Origin of the sequence: Mycoplasma feriruminatoris, assembly GCF_000327395.2 — a bacterium.
Classification (GTDB): domain Bacteria; phylum Bacillota_I; class Bacilli_A; order Mycoplasmatales; family Mycoplasmataceae; genus Mycoplasma; species Mycoplasma feriruminatoris.
Genome location: NZ_CP091032.1, coordinates 127723 through 148068, shown reverse-complemented (window position 1 = coordinate 148068; position 20346 = coordinate 127723). Strand labels below are relative to the sequence as shown.

General features: G+C 24.7%; 17 protein-coding genes. 2 read left to right on the top strand and 15 right to left on the bottom strand.

Annotated elements, in window-relative coordinates; genetic code table 4:
• Positions 1 to 9: 9 nt before the first annotated feature.
• The 13 genes from D500_RS00615 to ilvA form a co-directional block, all read right to left on the bottom strand.
• Positions 10 to 981, bottom strand: coding sequence for a DUF285 domain-containing protein (locus tag D500_RS00615; RefSeq protein ID WP_239759457.1), 972 nt, complete (start codon positions 979 to 981; stop codon positions 10 to 12).
• 120 nt (positions 982 to 1101) lie between these two features.
• Positions 1102 to 2700 carry a CTP synthase gene (locus D500_RS00610; RefSeq protein ID WP_008363161.1) on the bottom strand — a complete coding sequence of 533 codons (1599 nt, stop codon included), beginning with the start codon at positions 2698 to 2700 and terminating at the stop codon, positions 1102 to 1104.
• A 90-nt stretch (positions 2701 to 2790) separates the two neighbouring features.
• On the bottom strand, positions 2791 to 3228 hold the full coding sequence (gene rpoE, locus D500_RS00605) for a DNA-directed RNA polymerase subunit delta (protein WP_008363162.1): 438 nt from the start codon (positions 3226 to 3228) through the stop codon (positions 2791 to 2793).
• A gap of 25 nt (positions 3229 to 3253) precedes the next feature.
• Positions 3254 to 4468, bottom strand: a complete 1215-nt coding sequence (locus tag D500_RS00600; RefSeq protein ID WP_008363165.1) for an HD domain-containing protein — start codon at positions 4466 to 4468, stop codon at positions 3254 to 3256.
• Positions 4469 to 4470: 2 nt separating this feature from the next.
• Complete coding sequence (gltX, locus tag D500_RS00595) at positions 4471 to 5922, bottom strand: glutamate--tRNA ligase (RefSeq protein WP_008363167.1); 1452 nt, start codon at positions 5920 to 5922, stop codon at positions 4471 to 4473.
• Between the two features lie 150 nt (positions 5923 to 6072).
• Positions 6073 to 7755, bottom strand: a complete 1683-nt coding sequence (locus tag D500_RS00590) for a PTS transporter subunit EIIC (protein ID WP_008363169.1) — start codon at positions 7753 to 7755, stop codon at positions 6073 to 6075.
• Positions 7756 to 7758: 3 nt separating this feature from the next.
• Entirely contained in the window at positions 7759 to 8535 is a 777-nt protein-coding gene (locus tag D500_RS00585) for a glucosamine-6-phosphate deaminase (protein ID WP_154645038.1), read from the bottom strand.
• Between the two features lie 67 nt (positions 8536 to 8602).
• A complete protein-coding gene (locus tag D500_RS00580; protein ID WP_239759456.1) occupies positions 8603 to 9448 on the bottom strand; it encodes a class II fructose-bisphosphate aldolase in 846 nt (281 codons plus the stop codon).
• 126 nt (positions 9449 to 9574) lie between these two features.
• The gene (locus D500_RS00575; RefSeq protein ID WP_008363364.1) at positions 9575 to 11074 is read right to left on the bottom strand and encodes an MAG3960 family lipoprotein; all 1500 of its coding nucleotides are present in this window, start codon (positions 11072 to 11074) and stop codon (positions 9575 to 9577) included.
• Positions 11075 to 11277: 203 nt separating this feature from the next.
• On the bottom strand, positions 11278 to 12243 hold the full coding sequence (locus D500_RS00570; protein ID WP_008363366.1) for a lipoprotein: 966 nt from the start codon (positions 12241 to 12243) through the stop codon (positions 11278 to 11280).
• Positions 12244 to 12531: 288 nt separating this feature from the next.
• Complete coding sequence (locus tag D500_RS00565; protein ID WP_008363367.1) at positions 12532 to 13404, bottom strand: alpha/beta hydrolase; 873 nt, start codon at positions 13402 to 13404, stop codon at positions 12532 to 12534.
• 14 nt (positions 13405 to 13418) lie between these two features.
• Positions 13419 to 14999 (bottom strand): MFS transporter, encoded by a 1581-nt coding sequence (locus tag D500_RS00560; protein ID WP_008363369.1) that lies wholly within the window; start codon positions 14997 to 14999, stop codon positions 13419 to 13421.
• A gap of 217 nt (positions 15000 to 15216) precedes the next feature.
• A complete protein-coding gene (gene ilvA, locus D500_RS00555; RefSeq protein ID WP_008363371.1) occupies positions 15217 to 16443 on the bottom strand; it encodes a threonine ammonia-lyase in 1227 nt (408 codons plus the stop codon).
• Between the two features lie 189 nt (positions 16444 to 16632).
• Between ilvA and D500_RS00550 the strand changes: the two genes are divergently transcribed.
• Complete coding sequence (locus tag D500_RS00550; RefSeq protein WP_008363374.1) at positions 16633 to 17430, top strand: TatD family hydrolase; 798 nt, start codon at positions 16633 to 16635, stop codon at positions 17428 to 17430.
• 27 nt (positions 17431 to 17457) lie between these two features.
• Here the strand turns inward: D500_RS00550 and D500_RS00545 are convergent, their stop codons facing one another.
• Together D500_RS00545 and plsY are read right to left on the bottom strand one after the other, a co-directional pair.
• Entirely contained in the window at positions 17458 to 18996 is a 1539-nt protein-coding gene (locus D500_RS00545; RefSeq protein ID WP_008363376.1) for an ABC-F family ATP-binding cassette domain-containing protein, read from the bottom strand.
• A 53-nt stretch (positions 18997 to 19049) separates the two neighbouring features.
• Positions 19050 to 19829, bottom strand: coding sequence for a glycerol-3-phosphate 1-O-acyltransferase PlsY (gene plsY, locus D500_RS00540; RefSeq protein ID WP_154645048.1), 780 nt, complete (start codon positions 19827 to 19829; stop codon positions 19050 to 19052).
• 55 nt (positions 19830 to 19884) lie between these two features.
• On the opposite strand from plsY, the gene D500_RS00535 reads away from it, so the two are divergent.
• A complete protein-coding gene (locus D500_RS00535; protein WP_008363380.1) occupies positions 19885 to 20328 on the top strand; it encodes a hypothetical protein in 444 nt (147 codons plus the stop codon).
• The last annotated feature ends 18 nt before the right edge of the window (positions 20329 to 20346 follow it).

Sequence of the window (20346 nt, the reverse complement as noted above, 5' to 3'; positions counted from 1 at the left end):
TAATTAAATTTACTTTTTAAATCTTTTAATTGTATAAGGTATACCAACTGCTAGTGAAGTTAAAATAGCCTGAGTTCCAATAACAATACCAACAATTGCAGGAGTTGAAAGCTTTTTAGATGTTTGATTTGATTGCGTCATTGTTGATTTTGGAATAACTAGACCAGAGTTCGGTTTTGGTGTTGTTTTTGGTGATGAAGTTGATTTTGTAGCAGGGGTTATTATTTTAGTTAATGGTATATTAACTTTTGGTTTTGGAGTTGGTGATGGATGAATAATGACTTTAGGTTCTTTTTTCTCTTCTTTTTTTTCTATTGGATCAGATTCTTCAGTTATTTTTCATTTAGGCAATTTATTCTCTTCGCCAGATAATCCACTACCTCTTGAAAAGTTTCTATTTTTAGTAACTTTATCAACATTTCAACCAGTCAAATTCTGTTTAAAACTCTTAGCACCATCAAACATAGATTCCATAGAAGTCACAGAATCAGTTTTTCAATTTAGTGATTTTCCACCATTATTAAATTTTGTTGCGTTTTTAAACATACCATTCATATTTGTCACTTTATCTGTTTTTCACTTTGACAAATCTACATCAACAGTATGATTATTGAAAAAAACATAACTCATATCAGTTATATTTTCTGTGTTTCAATTTTCAAATCCAGTTACTTTCCCATGATGATCGAATCTATTTGAAAAAGCTCCATACAAACTTTCAATTTCAGTTGGCAATTCTGAAGAAACCTTTTCTACATATCAAGGAATAGGTCTTATGGTTATTTTCCCATCTTTTTTAAAATAACCTATTGTTTTTATTTCTTTATTATTTGATCCATATTCATGTGGTTTTGATTCTTTTTTTTCTTGTGAATTGTTATAAAAAATTACTTCATTATTATTTATTGTTAAAAAATATATATTGAAAATAGACAATATAAAAAATAAGAATGATACTATTGCAATCATTAACTTTTTCATAGTTTACACCCACGTTATAACTATTTACAACTCATATATAACATACATAATTACAATTTACAATACCTAAAAATAAAAAACTCACAATTAAATGTGAGCCTAGGTTTAATTATTAAAATTTTACTTATTATTATCAACAATCGCTTTAATAAATCCTTTAAATAAAGGAGTAGGTTTATTTGGACGTGAAGTAAACTCAGGATGAAACTGACTAGCAACAAAGAATTTTAAACTTGGCATTTCAACAACTTCAACTAAATTCTTTTCTTCATAAATACCAGAAAATCTTAATCCAACACTTTCTAGATCTTTTTTATAAATATTATTAAATTCATATCTATGTCTATGTCTTTCAAGTGCAATATCTGAATTATATAACTTAGCTACTAATGAATTTTTTTCTAATTTAGTTTCCATTGTACCTAATCTTAAAGTTCCACCAATATTATCTCTATCAATACCTTTAATATAATCAAAAATAGGATGAGTAGTATTTTTATTAAATTCAGTTGAATCAGCATCAGATCAACCTAATAGATCTCTTGCAATTGAAATTGTAGCTATTTGCATTCCTAAACAAATACCTAAATAAGGAATATCATTTTCTCTAGCATATCGACTAGCTAACATCATTCCTTCAATTCCTCTTTTACCAAATCCACCTGGAACTAAAATACCTTGACTATTTTTTAAAACTTCTTTGTAATTTGATTCATCTAATTTATCTGCTTGAATTCATCTAATTTTAATTTTTTTATTAAATTCTCAACCAGCTATTTTTAATGATTCTAAAACTGATAAATAAGCATCTTGAAGTTCAATATATTTACCAACAAAACTAATTTCAATTTCTTGAATAGATGAATCAATTTTTTTATTAAATTTCTTTCATAAACTTAAATCAATCTCATTAGCTTTTAATTCTAATTGGTCAATAATGATTTTATGAAGATTTTGTTTTGCTAAAGCTAGTGGTACTCTATAAATTGAATCTTGATCAATTGCATCAATAATATTTTTAGTTGGAACATTACAAAATAGAGAAACTTTTTCTTTAATTTCTTTTGGTGAACTATTTTCACTTCTACATACTATAACATCTGGTTGAATTCCTAAACTAGCCATTGCTTTTACTGAGTTTTGAATAGGTTTAGTTTTATATTCTTTTGAAGCTGCTAATCATAATAATAAAACTACATGAACAAACATTACATTTTCTTTACCTTGTTCTAATCTTATTTGTCTAATAGCTTCAATAAAAGGTTGAGATTCAATATCTCCAACTGTTCCACCAATTTCAGAAATAATTACATCAGCTTTTGATTGTTCTGCTGCTTGATAAACTTTATTTTTAATAGCATCAGTAATATGAGGAACTACTTGAATAGTTTTACCACTAGTATCTCCTTTTCTTTCACCTTTAATTACAGATAAATAGATTTTTCCTGAAGTTGTTGAAGATACTTTAGTTAATTCTTCATCAATAAAACGTTCGTAATGTCCAAGATCTAAATCAGTTTCTCCACCATCTTTTGTAACAAAAACTTCACCATGTTGATATGGAGACATTGTTCCTGGATCAACATTTAAATATGGATCAAATTTTTGCATAAATACTTTTAATCCACTAGCTTTTAATAAAGCACCAATTGAACTAGCTGTAATTCCTTTTCCTAAACCTGAAACCACTCCACCAGTTACAAAAATAAACTTTGCCATCTTTTATTCTCCTTTATATATATTGTAAATAATTATAAGCAATTAATTAAAATAAAAAGGTCATAAAAACTTAGTTTTACAACCTTTTAATTATCGATTATATTCATCTTCGTCATCTATATATGTTTGGTCAGTGTCATCAAAATCTTCGTCAAAATCATCTAACTCACGAGTAAAGTCATCGTTATCATAATCTTCATCTAATAACATTTCATCATCGATTGTTAGTTCTTCATCTGAGTCATCATATTTATGTTTATGATCTGAAGAGTTGATAAAATCATCATATTGTTTTTTAATGTTTTCAACTGATGAATTTGAACTTAAAGCTCATAAATTATCAGTTGTTAAAGCAAATCTATTATCTAGAACCATGTCTCCATATAAATCAGCAATTACAGAGATTTCATCTTTTTTTTGACTGATTATATCTTTTGATATTGACTTTCAAATTTCGTTTAAACTTGAAGGTGTTTTAGTACTTTGTAAATATGAATACACTAAATCTAGATTTCTAACTTTTGACATAATTTCACCTACACAATTAGATATTCTACACTATTTCTTTTGGAAAAATAATTTTTTTCACTTTTTTTTGACTATTAGTTTTTATGAAAAATTTCACTATTTTACTATAAAAACTTAGCTCATGAACTTGGTGATTATTACTATCATATAAGTAAATATTTTCATCTTTATTATCTTTAATTACAGGATTATACACACTTAAAGTTTTAAGCTCAGTTTCTAATAAATAGTACTTAGGATCTAAATTTAAATCGTTTAATTTTTTGATTAAAGTAGTTTTATCTACTAAATTATCATCTCTAATAGTAAATAATTTTCGATTAGTTAGTCTATTTGATAGATCTTTTAAAATCTCATCAGACTCACTACTACAATTTTTAAAAATATCAAACATTAAAAAGTCATCAATTTTTAAATAAGCCTCTAAACTAATATCTTTATTATAGAATAGGTCTGAAAAAAGGTCAACAATTCTTTTGTCTTTAAATTGGTAGTTTTGATTAAATAAATCAATAACTCTAGTAAATCAACTAATAAACATAGCATCAAAAATAATTGATGTTTTATGATTATAAACTTGTTGATACATATGATATCTACCTAGTAAATATGATTCAATTGCATAAATAGTTTTTCTAGGAAATACAATTTTTTGATCAATAATAAAAGCATTTCTAATCATTCATTTAAAATCTAACATAGCATAATCAACACCACAACTAATAGAATCTCTTTTTAAATAATCAAATCTATCAGCATCAATTTGAGAACTTACTAATAAATTAATAATTTTATTTTTATAAGTACCATTAATAATATCTACAATATCTTGTGGATTAATATGATGTTTTTTTAAAATTGGATAAATATTTCCTTTTTTATTTAAAATGATTTCAACAGTGTATTGTTCGTGATTTTTATGAGTAATTTTTTCAAAAGTATGTGAAAAAGCTCCATGACCAATATCATGTAATAAACCTGCGATTTTTACTAGTTTTTGTTCAAAGCTACTAATTTTTATAAAAGCTTTATTTTTAAAAAACTCTTTTAAAATATAATAAGTTCCAATACAGTGACTAAAACGTGTATGTGTTGCACTAGGATAAGCTAATTGAGTTCCAGCTAATTGTAAAACTCTTCTTAATCTTTGCATTTCATAAGTATTTATTAATTCAAAATAAATTGGATCATCAAAATAAATATCTCCATGCACATTATCTCTAATTACTTTTAAATACATAACTATCTTTCTAGATCATTAATATTATTTAAAACTGTAGTTTTTCCTAATAAAAATATAACATCAGCTAAACTTGGACCGTGTTCAGATTTAGTTGCAAATATTCTAATTGGCATAAATAAATCTTTACCTTTAGTATTTGTTAAAGTAGAAGTAGTTTTAATTATTTGTTTAATATTATCAATGTTTCAATCAGTTAAATTATTAATTTGTTCTTTAAATACTTCTACTACTTGTTTGTAATTAGTTAGATTGTTTAATATATCTAATGTGTTGTTATCAACTACAGTTTTATTAAAAAATAAATCTAAATGATCATTAATTTGACTAGCAAATTCTAGTTCTTTTTTATATAGTAATAATAAATGATTTAATCATTGATCAGATTTATTAGAAATATCAAATCTAGTTTTATCTATAAATGATTTAACAAATTCTAAATACTTATCATCATCAAGTTTTTTCATATAAACTGAATTAATTCATTTCATTTTTACCATATCAAAAGTTGATGGAGATTTACTAAAACGTTTTTCATCAAAAATTTTAATTAATTCTTCTTTTGATAAAATTTCTTGTTCACTTGATGGAGATCAACCTAATAAAGCAATATAGTTAAAAATAGCTTGAGGTAAATAACCTTGGTTTTTGTATTGTTCTATAAAAAATAAAGCATTACCACTTCTTTTTGATAACTTCTTACCAGTATTATCAACAATTAAAGTTAAATGACCAAACTTAGGATAAGTTCAATTAAATGCATCATAAATCATCATTTGTCTTGGAGTATTTGAAATATGTTCTTCTCCTCTTAAAACGTGAGTTATTTGCATATCATAATCATCAATTACAACTGCAAAATTATAAGTAGCTACACCATTAGATTTTAAAATTACAAAATCACCTAGATCTTTTGATTCAAAGCTAACATCACCTCTAACAATATCATTAATTGTTCAAGTTGTGTTTTGTGGAACTTTAAATCTAATTGAAAATTCTTTATTATCTTTTAAGTTTTTTTGAATTTGTTCTTGTGATAATGATAAACATTTTTGAGAATATTTAGTAGCAATAATTCCTTTACTAGTTTGTGCTTCATAATCTTGTTCTAGTTCTTCACTAGTACAAAAACATCTATAAGCTTTGTTTTGTTCAACTAATTGTAGTGCTAATTGTTTATATCTATCAAATTTTTCAGATTGTATGTATTTACCGTATTTTTGATCTCCAGGATTAAAAATAGATTCATCAGCATAAATTCCTAATCAGTTTAAATTTTCAAATTGAGATTCAATAGCTCCATCTACATTTCTTGCTAAATCAGTATCTTCAATTCTAACAATAAATGAACCATTATAATGTTTTGCAAATAAATAATCCATTAAAGCTGTTCTAGTATTTCCTATATGTAAAAATCCAGTTGGTGATGGTGCATAACGTAGTCTATATGACATAATATCTTTTAAATCTCCTTAAATAACATAAATAACTTTTTGATTATACTACTTTAATTAATTTTAAGGTTTTTTTTAAATTACAACAAATCTATAACAATAAAACAAAATAAAAGTTCGGGGGAGATTCCTGAACTTTTTTATTATTAATTAAACTAATTTTAAAATTTCTTTAACTTTATCTGCAACATGTTCAACATCAGTTCCAATAATTATTTGATAATTATTTTTACCTAATCTAACAACTCCAAAAGCTCCAGTTTGTTTAATTTTATTATCATCTATTTTAGCTTGTGAATTATCTTTAACAGTTAGTCTTAATCTTGTTGAACAACTATCAACTATTTCTATATTTTCTTTTCCAACAATATCAATAATTTTTTCAGCCATTATTTGATATTTGTTTGCTTTATTTTCAACTTTGTTTTCAGTTGTTTTTTGATTAACTTCTTGAATTTTAATTCCTAATTGATTTTCTCTTCCTGGAGTAGGAATATTTAGTTTTTTAATTAAAAAGTAAAATGTAGTAAAGTATAAACCAAACATAGCTAAAGCAAATACTCAAATTCATAATGGATTAGCATATCATCCAATTTTTGTTGAAATTTGTCATGAAGTTCAAAATGATACAACATAATCAATAAATCCAGCACTAAATCCAATTCCTAATGCAATTTGAGATCAAGTTACAAACATGTAAAAAATACCTGTAAATAATGCATTTAATACATATAAAACTGGAGAAATAAATATAAAGTTAAAAATTAAAGGTTCATCAATTCCAGTAACTCAAGCAACAAAAGCAGCACCACCATAAAAAGCAGTCATTTGTTTTTTCTTATCTTTATCTGAAACTAGAATTAAAGCTAATGCAACACCTGGTAAACCACCTAAGAATAAAGGAAAGAATCCAGAAGTAAATAACCCTGATCCAATAAGTCCTTTTTGAAATGCAGGAATATCACCATTAATAATAGTTTGTGAACCATCAGATAATAAAGTACCTTGAATAGGTAATTGGAATCATACAAATGTATTTAAAATATGATGCAATCCAAATGGTTGAACAATTCTATTTAAAAATCCATATGTTCCAACTGCAAAACCTTTTGCAAAACCATTTGCTTGTGATAAACTAGTTCCAATTTTAATTAAAGCAAATTGTGCTCAAGGTCAAATAATTGCAAACACAAAACCTAAAGGAACAATCATTAAAACACCTAACATTGGAATAAATCTTCTTCCACCAAAAAATGAAAGAGCTTGTGGTAAAGTAACATCTTTATATTTGTTATAAATTAATGCTACTAAGCATCCAACTGTAATACCACCAACAACACCTGAATCTAATTGATATTTAACAGTATTTCCTTTTAAAAAGTATAGCAATTGAGTTGCTGGAACCATTTGATCACCACGTTTTATTAGTAATTGATCTGAAGTTAAAACATTTTTTCAAATAAACGTTGGAATTAAACCTTCTTTTAATAAAGCAGTCATTCCAAATCAAACAATTCCACCAACTAGAGCTACTTCTCCACGGTTATCTTTTGCTAAACCAAAACTAATACCTATAGCAAAAATAATTGCTAAATTATCAAAAACAATTTGTCCAGGAGTAGCTATAATTAATCCAATAAACTTCTGAATTTCAGAAATATTTTGACCTCCATTAGCTAATGGATCTTGAATTAAAGCTCCAAATCTAGCTAATAAAGCAGCAATTGGTAAAACAGCAATTGGAAACATTAAAGTTTTACCTAAACGTTGTAGTGCATTTAAAAAACTACTATAAAAACTATTTTCGTTTTTAGCTTTTTTTAAATGAGTCATGGATTATCTCCTTTCTGCTATTTCTAAATATTTTTTATCTAGTAAACTAGCTGCAGTTTTATCAAGTATAAAAGTACAATCTTTATGTAATTGTAAAAAAGAAGCTGTAATTTGTTCATTTGGATGTTCTTCAATCATTTTTTTAGTAACTAAAGCTTTATGTTGACCATATGAAACCATAATTGCCTTTTTAGTTCAGTTTAATAAAGTTTGAATTCCCATAGTCATTGCATATCTAGGACAATCATCTATTGAATTAAATTTCTTTTTATTAACCATATCTAAAATAGTTTCATCAGTTAGTTTTACAACATGAGTATCTGTATTAAAACTAGTGTTTGGTTCATTATAAGCCATATGACCATTAATTCCTAAACTAATATATTGAAAATCAATACCATTTACACTTCTAATTAATTGTTCATATCTTTTACATTCTTTTTCTGGATCACTAGTTTGACAATCTAAAATATTAATGTTTTTAGGATCAATATCTAAATGATCAAATAGGTTGTCTTTCATTTGTCTAATAAAAGCTTGTTTATGATCTTTACTTATATTTACAAATTCATCTAAATTAAATGTAGTTACATTTTTTCAAGAAATATTATTTTGTTTTGAGTATTTTATTATTAATTTATAACAATCAATCGGACTAACTCCTGTTGCAAAACCTATTTTTGCACTAGGATTTTTTACTACTTGATCTATAAACAACTCAGCACAATATTTTTGTAGATCTTCAACTTTATCAAAAATGATTATTTTCAAATAAAACACCTCCTTTGTACATTTAATACACTAAATATACAACTATATTTTATTCTTAAACAATTTATTTTCTTAACTAAACTCTATTATTAGATCCTAAAATTAAAACTTTTTGTTTAACTATTTTTTGAACTTCTTTTATTACAAAATCATTAAGTTTTCTTATATCATAACTATTTGGATTTTCTTTAAATCATTGTTTTACACTGTTTATATAACTTAGTTTTAAATCAGTTCCAATGTTTATTTTACAAATACCAGCTTTTATTGCTTTTTTTAAATCATTTTCACATAGTCCACTTGAACCATGTAAAACTAAAGGTGTATTTATTGCGTTTCCTATTTGTTTTATACGATCAAAATTTAAATTAGGTGAACTTTTAAAAACTCCATGGCTTGTTCCAATTGCTATTGCTAAAGCATCAACTTTTGTTAGTTCATTAAATTTAATCGCATCATCAACACTAGTATATCTATTTATATTTGAATCCATATCATCTTCTTTACCACCAACATGACCAATTTCAGATTCAACTTCTACATTTTTAGATCTAGCATACTTAACTATTTCTATAGTCTTATTTACATTAGTATTAAAATCATCTAATGAAGCATCTAACATAACTGATGAAAAGTTATTATCACAAGCTCATTTAATTAAATCCATATCATAACCGTGATCTCAATGTAAAACTACAGGTATAGAAACACTATTTATAAGCGCATTACAACAAGCTATTACTAGTTCTTTTTTAATGTTTTTTGCAGATGATTCAGTGATCATTAAAATCACAGGAGATCTTAATTCTTCACAAGCATAAACAATGGCTTTCATTATTTCTAAATTATCAAAATTAAAAGCAGGAACAGCATAATGATTTTTTCTTGCTTTTAATAATTCTTCTTTTAAATAACTTTTCATATAATCTCCTAAGTATTCTTTTTTATAATTTTAACACTTACAAATTTTCTAATTTGTTAGATAGATTTAGGGTTTAAAAAACCAACTTGTTTAAAATAAGTTGGTTTTTATTGTTTTATATTAAATTTAGTTTTTATATTTTCAATTAAATGTTTTACTGTAATAAGCAATAATTTTGTCAAACTTAGTTTTGACTTCGTTTGTGTCTAATAGATGAGGTTTTTCAACATTATTTACTAATTTAAGGTTAGCTCAAATTAAATCATAATATTTTGCTAGTTCAGGGTTCTTGAAAATATCTTCAAATTTTGTTTTTGCTAAACTTTCTATTGAAAATAAACCTATTTTTAATGGTTGAACAATTTCATGATATTGATTATAAGCTCATAGATAAGCTTGTCTATAATCAGTTTGATAGTCTTCATAATTAGAACTTCCTGGAAATAGTTGGAAGTTAAATTCCTTTTCTTCTTGTGGGTCAACTGCTCAACCTAGAAGTTGAGATAATTTCATATATTCTAATAATTTATCTTCAAATATACCAAGAGTTTTTAGAATTTCATCTTTTCCAAAATTCTTTTCTAAACTCAAGTTTTCATCCTGAACACTAGTTTGATTAGTGATTGTCTTTTGAAACTCTAAATATGCAATTAGCATATTTCATAAGTCTTTTTGCATTGCATAAACCTTAATTTTGTTTCTATAAGCATAATCAAAAATGTCACTATGTAAATGGTCTTTACTTCTATCAAATTTAGATGATTTTTCAAAAAACTCTCTTTGTAAGAAATACTCATTTTTGAAGTTACCAGTAAAATCAAAAATTCTACTATATTTTCATAAACCAGTTGGTATTTTTTTTGTAACATTATGAATAACTGCTGTGGCTTTACTATCTTCAAACGAAATTTCAGCAATAGACTTAGTTATAAAACCGCTTAATTTGGTCTTATAAGTGATTTTTGCCCACTCTATTTTTTCTTGTTCTTCATCAACAAACTTCATAGATCTTCTAATATTTTCTAATGTTTGTTTCTTTCGGTCAGATACCTTTGTTGTAGGTGTTTCACGATCTCTGATTTCTTCATCATTAATAGTTGTAATTAAATATTTTTGGTTTTTTAAAATTTCTAAAATTTTAGTAACAAGTTGATTATATTCTTGAGCAGAAATTCGTTCATCAGATTTTTTATCTTTTAACATAAATGATGATTTATCTGAATTAATTACATTATAATGTTCTAAATTTCTAATAAATTGACTAAGTTTAGCTAGAGTTGGGTAGTTAAAAAAATTAGCAGTTAAATCAGGTCAATATTTTTTAGGTGGATTTCCATAATATCCATAAAAGTATTTCTTATAATCAGGAATATATGATTTAAATTGTTGTGCATCATTTTCAAAAACTTCACTAGCATAATAAATGTTATTAGGATCTATAGTATCTTCTTGGATCAAATTATAAGTGATGTTGTTATATGTAAAAGTGGTTGCTGGTTTTATATCTTCATCTTTTTTATTTTCATTATTTATTGGATTATTAGAAGGTTTAAAAGGTGCAGAACAACTAGTTAAAGTTAGAGTTGGGATTAAAGTTATTAAAAGACTAAATAGTAATTTTTTCATATTTTATTAGACATATCTTCATTAACTTAATTTTATCATTCTAATAAATTGCAATTTTTATTACCAAAAGTTATTTTTAAAAGAAATTGATTATTCTAATTTAAATAAAAAAAGCCACAACTCCTTGCGTGCAATTGGAGTTGTGACTGATAAATATTTTATATTGATTTAAATTAGTTATAAAAGAAATTGTTAAAAAAGTTTTATTTTAAAGTAAAAGTGAATTTTAATTCTTTATCAAGTTGAGTAGATCTAATGGTTCCTTCTCCAGATTTATCTTCATAAGTAACATCTGAAATTGTAATTTTAGATTCGTCTATATTTAGTTTTTTAGCTAAGATTTTTTTAACTTTTTTGTAAAAATTAGAATTATCTAAAATTTCATTTTTTGTATATTCACCAACGTTTAGATCTTTTACTACAGTTGTTTTATTTTCTGCTAGTACTTTAAATTCAAATTTTATTAGATTAGTTCTTGGAGATTTAGCAACTCCACCACCTGTTTTACCATCATAATATATACCAATAATTTTTATATCCATTTCACTAATCTTAAATTCTTTAGCTAAGTTAGTTTTAATAGATTTATAAAAACTAGTATGATCTAAAATTTGACTTCTAGTATAAGAACCTACTAGTATAGGTTTATTTGGTTGAGTTTTTACAACAAATTTAACTTTTAAAACATCTGAATACAATGTTGATTTAACATTAGCTTCTCCAGATTGTTCATCATAATAAACATCAACAACTGTTAAAGTTTTAGCATCAATTTTTAATAATTCAGCTACTTTAGTTTTAATAGTTTTATGAAAACTACTATTATCTAAAACTTCTTTTTTACTATAAGTTACAACTTCTAGATTTTGTTTAGGAAATTTTGGTAATTTAGTTTCAGGTTGTTTGGGTTGTTTTTCTGTATGACTTTCAATATCTCAACCAGTTATACTGTATTTAAAAATGTTATCTCATTCACTTTTTGAATAAGGACGTGGTGTAGGTTTTGGTTGACCTTCATTATTGTTCATTGAACCACTTGGTGTTGTTGGAGTATTTGTGTTGTTTGTAGGTTGGGTGGTATTTGTTGTAGGTTTATTACATGCAACAACTAGACTAGCTCCACTTGCACTAATCATTAAAGAACCTAATACTGTTAATAATTTTTTCATATATTCACACCTATAATTTGATAATTATTAATACTTGCCTTTGGCATTAGTACATTATAATTTTGCGCTTATCAAATTTATAAACTTAACTTTTACAAAAAAATTATTATCTTTTTATTTTCAAATATAAAGTTTAAACTATAACTAAAATTTATCTTCATATTAGAAGAATTTAAATAGTTTTAAAACACTGTACTTAATATAAAAAAATCAAGTACTTTTATAATGCACTTGATTTTTTATTCTATAAATTTAATGTCTAATATTGATTTAATTATTATTACTTTTTTATTTTTTAGTTACTTTTTTTACTTTTATTCAACTATCTAAAACTTTGTAATGTTCATCTCTTAAATAATCAATTCCCATACAATGACGAATACCTTTTGAATAAACGTGTTTGTTTTTTAAATATTTAAAATGTTTTTTAAAATGTTTATAATCAACTAAACTATCAGCTGTACTTTGTAAATGTAAAACATTATCTAAATTTTTAAAGTCTTGTTTTTTAATAAAACTTCTAACTGGATAATGAGAAATTTTAAATAATATTGGTAAGAATAAATAAGCTAGGTAAATAAAATATCAGACTTTTTTAAATCCAGATTGAATAGCAATATCTAAAAATGAATTATATCCTGCATCAACAATAAACTTATCAGCTATTTTATTACCATATTTACCTATAAAACTATAAACTGTTCCTCCACCCATAGATTCACCATAAACAACTAGTTTTTTAGGTTTTAGAACTTGTTTTACAAAATCAATTACATCTTTTAATAGATCTGCTTCTTTAACTCCTAAAGTACATTTTCCAAATTTATCTGATTCACCTCAACCAAAATTATCATAACTAATTAAAGTGATATTTCTAGAATAACAATAATCTAAAAACTTAATAGCATTTCTATTATTTGATAAAATACCATGACAATAAATTATTACAGTATCTCCAGTACCATGTTTAAAAAGTTTTAAATCACCAAATCTAGTATTAATTGTTTTATATTCTTTATCAAAACCTGATAAATCTAAATGATCAAAACTATAACCGTTTTCATTTGCAATTTGATATTCAAAATCTAATGAATCTTGATAACTAACTTTTCTAGCTAGTTTCTTTTTAATTTGTGATCATACATATAAAGATAAAATCATAATTTTATTTCCTATTATTTTTTAGTAGTTTTACTTTCATCAGGATTATGATGTGATGGTACTAATAAGTGTTTATTAAAAGTTTTATCATCAATTTCTCTTGTAATAAATTTAGGTTCTTTAAAGAAAAAGATTAATAGTAGAATAGCAAATAAACAAGAAAATCCACAGATTAATCAAACTCAATATCCACCAGTTCCACTTAGTCCAAAAACAGGAACTTTTGATAAAAATGTATTAACACCAACAAAAATAATTCCACCAAAACCATAAGTAATTGAATTAAATACAACAAATGTTGCTGGACGAGTATTAATTGTTGTAACTCTTGAAACAAATTCATAACCTAAAGCAACAGCTAAAGTTCCAGTAATAGCTCCACCTATTCCACCAATTAAACTAGTAATAATTGGATTTGCTGGTTTTACAATATATACAATTGTTCCAATTCCAAATCAACTAATTGTTGCTAAAATTGCTGCTCATAATAAGAAGCGTTTTAATCTAATTTTTGTAATAACTTGTAATATTACATATGATAAAAGCAATTGCACTGGTATTGAAAAGGCTTTTTGATATCCAATGTGTTGAGGAGAGTTTAATGATTTTGTTGTTGAAGTAAAGTTTTCAACAGTATTAACTCAAATTGAACCAAAAGCTTGTACTGTACCAATTACAATTAAAAAGAATATTAATCCAATAATAAAGTTTTTATTTAAAACGATTTGTTTTAAAGTTAGTTCTTGATTAAGTATATTTGCTTGTTTAACTTCTTCATATTTTTCTTGACTAACTCTTTCTTGTTTTACGTGAAGTTTGTCAAAAATATTATCTGGCATAAATAATCATAAAAAGATAGTTAAAATTACATAAAAAGCACCAACTACATAATATGGAGTAGCATCAGCTCAACTAATTGTTCTTTTAAAATAATTTAAATGTAAAAGTAATTGAGTAAGACCAACTGAAGCTAATCCTGCTCCTACTTCATAAAATCCACGGACAAATGAAATTTTTACATTAGTTTTACGTGCAACTGAAGTAGCTCATGAATCTAAAGCAGTTCTATAAGAATAAAACATTCCAAATAATGGAGTAAACACAGTAGCTAATAATAGTACTGATGAAATTACTGGCATTATGAAAAACATCATTATAGATAATCCTAATAATAAAGGTAGAATAAAGAACTTGTATGTTTTTTTCTTAGTAATTGCATATACTAAAATAGGTCCTGAAATAAATGAAGCTATTAAAGCAGCTGCTGAAAATAATAATCCTTCTTTTTTAAAAGCACTATTAATATTAATATTGTAGTATTTTGTTATTATGTGGTTTTCTTGATTTATTACTTCTTGTAATTTAGTATAAAAATCATCAATTGTTTTAATATTATAATCACTAAAAACAATAGATAATTTATCATCAATCATTGCTTTTCCTACATTAAGATCAGCTTGTAAACCACCATTGAATATAACTACTTTTTGAATAAATCACTCTAAGTTATAAACAAGAGTTGTTGTTATACCAACTAGAATTCAAAAAATAATCAATGTTATTAACGATTTATTTTTTTGTTTCTGTAATTCCATAAATTAGCCTAAAATTGTTAAATAGACAAATAGTCTAAGTTATTAACAACAAAAATTAGACATTTAATAAAACTTTTGTTGCTATATTAATTTTATAATAATTGAATTTTAATTTCTTTAAATCCAAATTTTCTAAAATTAGTATACTTTTAAAAATAAAAAAGTATCTTTTTTAGTATAAACTAAAGATACTTTTTAAACTATATTATTTTAGAAATTAATCTGTAATACTTGTGATATTGTAATTAGCTTTACTAATTTTATCTATTATTTGTTGTTGTTGATCTGGATTTGATAAATCTATTATAAATGTTGTATGTATTTCATTTAATTCTAAATACATAATATCTCTATTAGTTTTAATTTTAAAAATCTTAGCTCCACAAGAATTAATAATATTAATTACATTTAATATTTCTTTATTATCTGATGGAATATTTACTGATAATACTAATCTTCTATTAGTTTTAATTAAAGCTTTATTAATAATATTTCCAACCATTGCAATATCAATATTTCCACCACTTACTAACCCAACTACTGTTTTGTTTTGATTTTTAATATTTAATTTATCAAACATTAAAGCTGCAGCAGTAACAGCTCCTGAACCTTCAGTTACAAACTTACAATTTTCCATTAAAAACAACATTGCTTCAGCAATTTCTTCTTCACTTACAACTACAACATCATCAACATATTGATTTAAAATACTAAAAGTTAAATCACTAACTTTTTTAACAGCAATACCATCAGCAATTGATGGTTTTGATTCGATCATTACTGGTTTATTTAAAGCTTTTGCTTGTTGGTATGAATTAACATTAGCTGCTTCAACACCAATCATTTTTATATTTGGATTAACTTGTTTTAAATAAGCAGAAATTCCACTCATTAATCCACCACCACCAATTGGTACTAAACAATAATCAATATTTTTAATTTGTTGATCTATTTCATATGCAATTGTTGCTTGACCTTTAATAATTTCAATATCATCAAATGCATGAATTAAAGTTAAATTTTCTTTTTCTTTAATTTCCATTGCTTTAGCTAAGGCATCATCAAAATATCTACCTGATAAAACTACTTTACCACCATATTTTTCAGTTGCTTGAATTTTTGCAACAGGAGCATTTTCAGGCATAACAATAGTTGATTTTAAACCTAAATTAGTTGCTGCATAAGCTACACCTTGCGCGTGATTTCCAGCACTTGCAGCAATAATTCCATGTTTTTTTTCTTCATCAGTTAGTTTGTTAATTTTATTAGTTGCTCCTCTTAGTTTAAAGCTACCAGTTTTTTGTAAATTTTCTAATTTTAAATAAACATTATTACCAGTTAAAGCTGATAATTTATCTGCATAATGTAAAGGTGTATAATGAATAATTTTAGAAATTTCTTGATGAATTTGTTTAATTTCATCAACTGTAAATGGGTGTGACATATTTTCTCCTTTTAATATCACTTTCTATTCAATCCTCGTTCATTAATTATTATATAGTCAAAAAAAAATAGTGATTTTAATTAGTAACTAAATAAAAAATAAATAAATTTTAGTATGTTTAATAAACGTTTGTTAGTAAAAACAATTTTTTAAAAATATATAATTTATATTAAGAAAAGAGATGATTTTATGAATATATCAGGATTATATGACACACACTGTCATTTAAATGATAGTAGGTTTATGGAAATTGATATGACCTCTAATGAAATAGTAATTGAAGCAAAAAGAAGTGGAGTTAAATATATTAATAATGTTGGATATGATGTTAAATCATCAAAAACTGCTGTATTTCAAGCTAATTTAGATCCAAATGTTTTTGCTGTAGTTGGAATTCATCCTAGTCAAATTCATTTATATGCAGATCAAGCTTTTGAAAGTATTGAACAACTAGCTAATTCAAATAAAGTTGTTGGAATTGGTGAAATAGGTTTAGATTTTTTTGAAACTAACAAATATGAAAAAGAACAAATTATAGGGTTTAAAAAACAAATCGATATTGCTTTAAAACTAGATCTACCTATAGTTGTGCATTTAAGAGATGCTATGAATCACTTTAGAGTTTATGAAATTGCTTATAAAATCTTTAAAGAAAAAAAAGTTACAAAAGGAGTAATTCACGCTTATAGAGGTCCTTTAGAATGAGCAGAAAAATTTATGCAATTAGGATTTTATATTTCATTTGACTCAGCAGTTACTCATGAAAAAGAATTAGAAGAAGTTGTTAAAGGTGTTACTTTAAATAGGCTAATAGTTGAAACAAATTCTCCTTATCTTCCACCAGCTCCATATAAAAAAGGATTAAATTATCCTAAATATTTGCCACTAATTGTAAAACATATTGCTAAAATCAAAAAAGTTTCAGATAGTATTATTGCTGAAAATACTAAAAATAATGCTGAAAGATTATTTTTAAGAATGGATTAAAAAAACGAGAAATTAATTTCTCGTTTTTTATTCAACTAAATCTTCAAAGTTTAATACTTTATCAGCTCAATTAGTTTCAAAGTTAATATCGTGAGTTGTAATTAAAACAGTACCTTCAAATTCTCTAATTGCTTCAAGTAATGATTCTTTTGCTAATACATCAATATGATTAGTAGGTTCATCTAAAATTAATAAACTAGCTGGTTCTAAACTAAGTGAAGCTAATCTTACTTTAGTTTGTTCTCCTCCTGAAAGATCACTCATCGGATTTAACATAAGTTCAGATCTAATTCCAAATCTTGAAAGAGTTGATCTAATTTCAGGTTCTAATACTTGAGTATGGCGACTTGATAAATAAGAAATTGGAGTTTCATATTCATGAAATTTCTCAACTTGATCAAAATATCTTACTTCAACACCATCACCAAGTTTGCATCAACCACTAATTGGTTTTAATTGATTTGAAATAGTTTTTAAAAATGTAGTTTTTCCAATTCCATTATATCCTTTAACAATACATTTCTGACCTTCGCGTAGTTCAAAAGTTAAAGGAGCTGTTAAACTAAAATTATAACCAATTTCAAGATTTTGAGACTTTAGAACAATAGCTGAATTTGGACGTTTATATTTAAAACTCATCTTAGGTTTAACTAGTTTTTTTCTTTCATCTAAAACATCCATTTTATCTAGTTGTTTTTGACGTGATTGTGCACTTTTAGCAGTTGAAAATCTAGCGGCATTTCTAGCAATATAATCTTTTAATTTTGCAATTTGTTGTTGTTGAGATTCTCTTGCTTTATCATATTGATCAGCTTTTAAAGCAGATAATTCTAAATACTTATTATAATCTCCAACATATCTATTAATTTTTTGATTTTCAATAGCATAAATGATTTTTGCAACTCTATTAATAAACTCAACATCATGACTTATCATTAAAAAAGCATTTTCATAGTTATTTAAAAAGTTAATTAATCATTCAACTTGTTCAATATCTAAAAAGTTAGTTGGCTCATCTAATAAAATAAAATCATCATTTTTTAATAACAACTTAGCTAATAAAATCTTTCCACGTTGACCACCAGATAATTCTGATAATTTCTTTTTCATATTATTTGGATTAATACCTAATCCTGAAACTAAATTACCAATAGTTTTATCAATAGTATCAAAATTATGACTAGTTAAATAATCTTGTAACTCTAAAGCTTTAATAAGATCTGATTCTTTATATTCAATAGCCATATCTTCATAAATTTTATGAATTCTAGCTTCAATTTCAAATAAATACTTAAATGCATCTTTTAAATACTCTTCACTAGTAATATTTGGATCAACTTCTTGGTGTTGATCTAAATAACCAATTTTTGCTTTAGGATGTCATTCTATAGTTCCATGATCTGGAGTAATTTTTTGAGCAATAATATTTAATAAAGTAGATTTTCCAGCTCCATTAGGACCAATTAAAGCCACATGTTCACCTTTATTAATTCTCATTTCAGAATTTTTATATAAAATCTTTTCTCCATTTTGATGTGTAATATTTTCTAATACTATTAAACTCATAATTCCTCCTTAAACACATTAAAAAACAAACAATAAAATAAAAAACTTAATTTTTATTTTTTAGTCTGTTTACATTTTCTTGGAAAAGTATCTGGTTCAGTTCTGTTTCTGATTCTTTGAATATTTTGCGAATGTCTTCAAGCTAAAATTAACCCACCAATTAAAACAATAATATTTGCTTCTAAAATTCCACTAGCTCAAGTATTTGATAATCAATAGTGAAATGAATTTAGTAATGAAAATAATAAATAATTTTTTCAAGCAACACTAAATTGTTCTAATCCATTTCATTGTCAAATAAAATAAGTAACTCCACTTAAATAAGGTAATCACATTACAAGTATTATAGCTATAGCTGAAAGTATTGAAGCAACACTAACTTTTCTTGAAATTGCTACACTTATAAACCAAACTATTAAAAAGATAATTAAATATAAAATATTAACTACAAATAAAAGTCCTAAAAAACAACTAACTGCTTTTCCTCCTTTAAATTTGTAATAAATTGGATAACAATGTCCAATTAATGCAAAAATACAAGGAATAAAATAACTAGTTTGACTAAATAAATCACTTGGGATCATTGATAATAAAATAGCACTTATAGCTGTAAAAACTACTTTTAAAGCATCTAAAGTAGCTACAACTAACCCTCATTTTTTTCCTAAAGCTCTTACTGTGTTAGTAGCTCCGGGATTTCCTGATCCAATAGTTCTAATATCAACATTTCCAACTTTTTTAACTATAATTATTGATCAAGAAATTGATCCTAAAAAATAACCGATTATACTAGCTATAATTATTCCTAAATAATGCATATAAAATCCTTTCATATCTTTAATAAGATTATAAAATAAATAAAACTAAACAACAATTGGAGCAATAAATATGCAAAATAATTCTGGTTTAATTTTACTTAAAAAAGTATTTAATAATAATTATTATAATAAAATAGATTTTTTAAAAATGATTTTTTTAGAAGAACAAATTAATCAATTAGAATCAAAAACTGATTTAAATGAACTTTTAATTGATCTAAAACAATTATTAAATAATCAAATTACTAATAATCAAAATAAAATAAAAGAACATCAATTAGAACTAAAACAAACTCATAGAAAAATTCTAAATAAATTATGATTATGATGATTAATACCACTTATTGGTATGTTTATCTTTTTTATTGTTTATAATACTAAATTACAAAATCCATATTATGCAAATCAGTTAGTTAAAATTAAAGTAAAAATTACTGATTTAGAAATAAAAAATATCTATATAGACAAATTATTAGAAGAAATTAATAACTTCTCAAATTTAGAAAGTCTATAGTTGATATAATTATTTTTT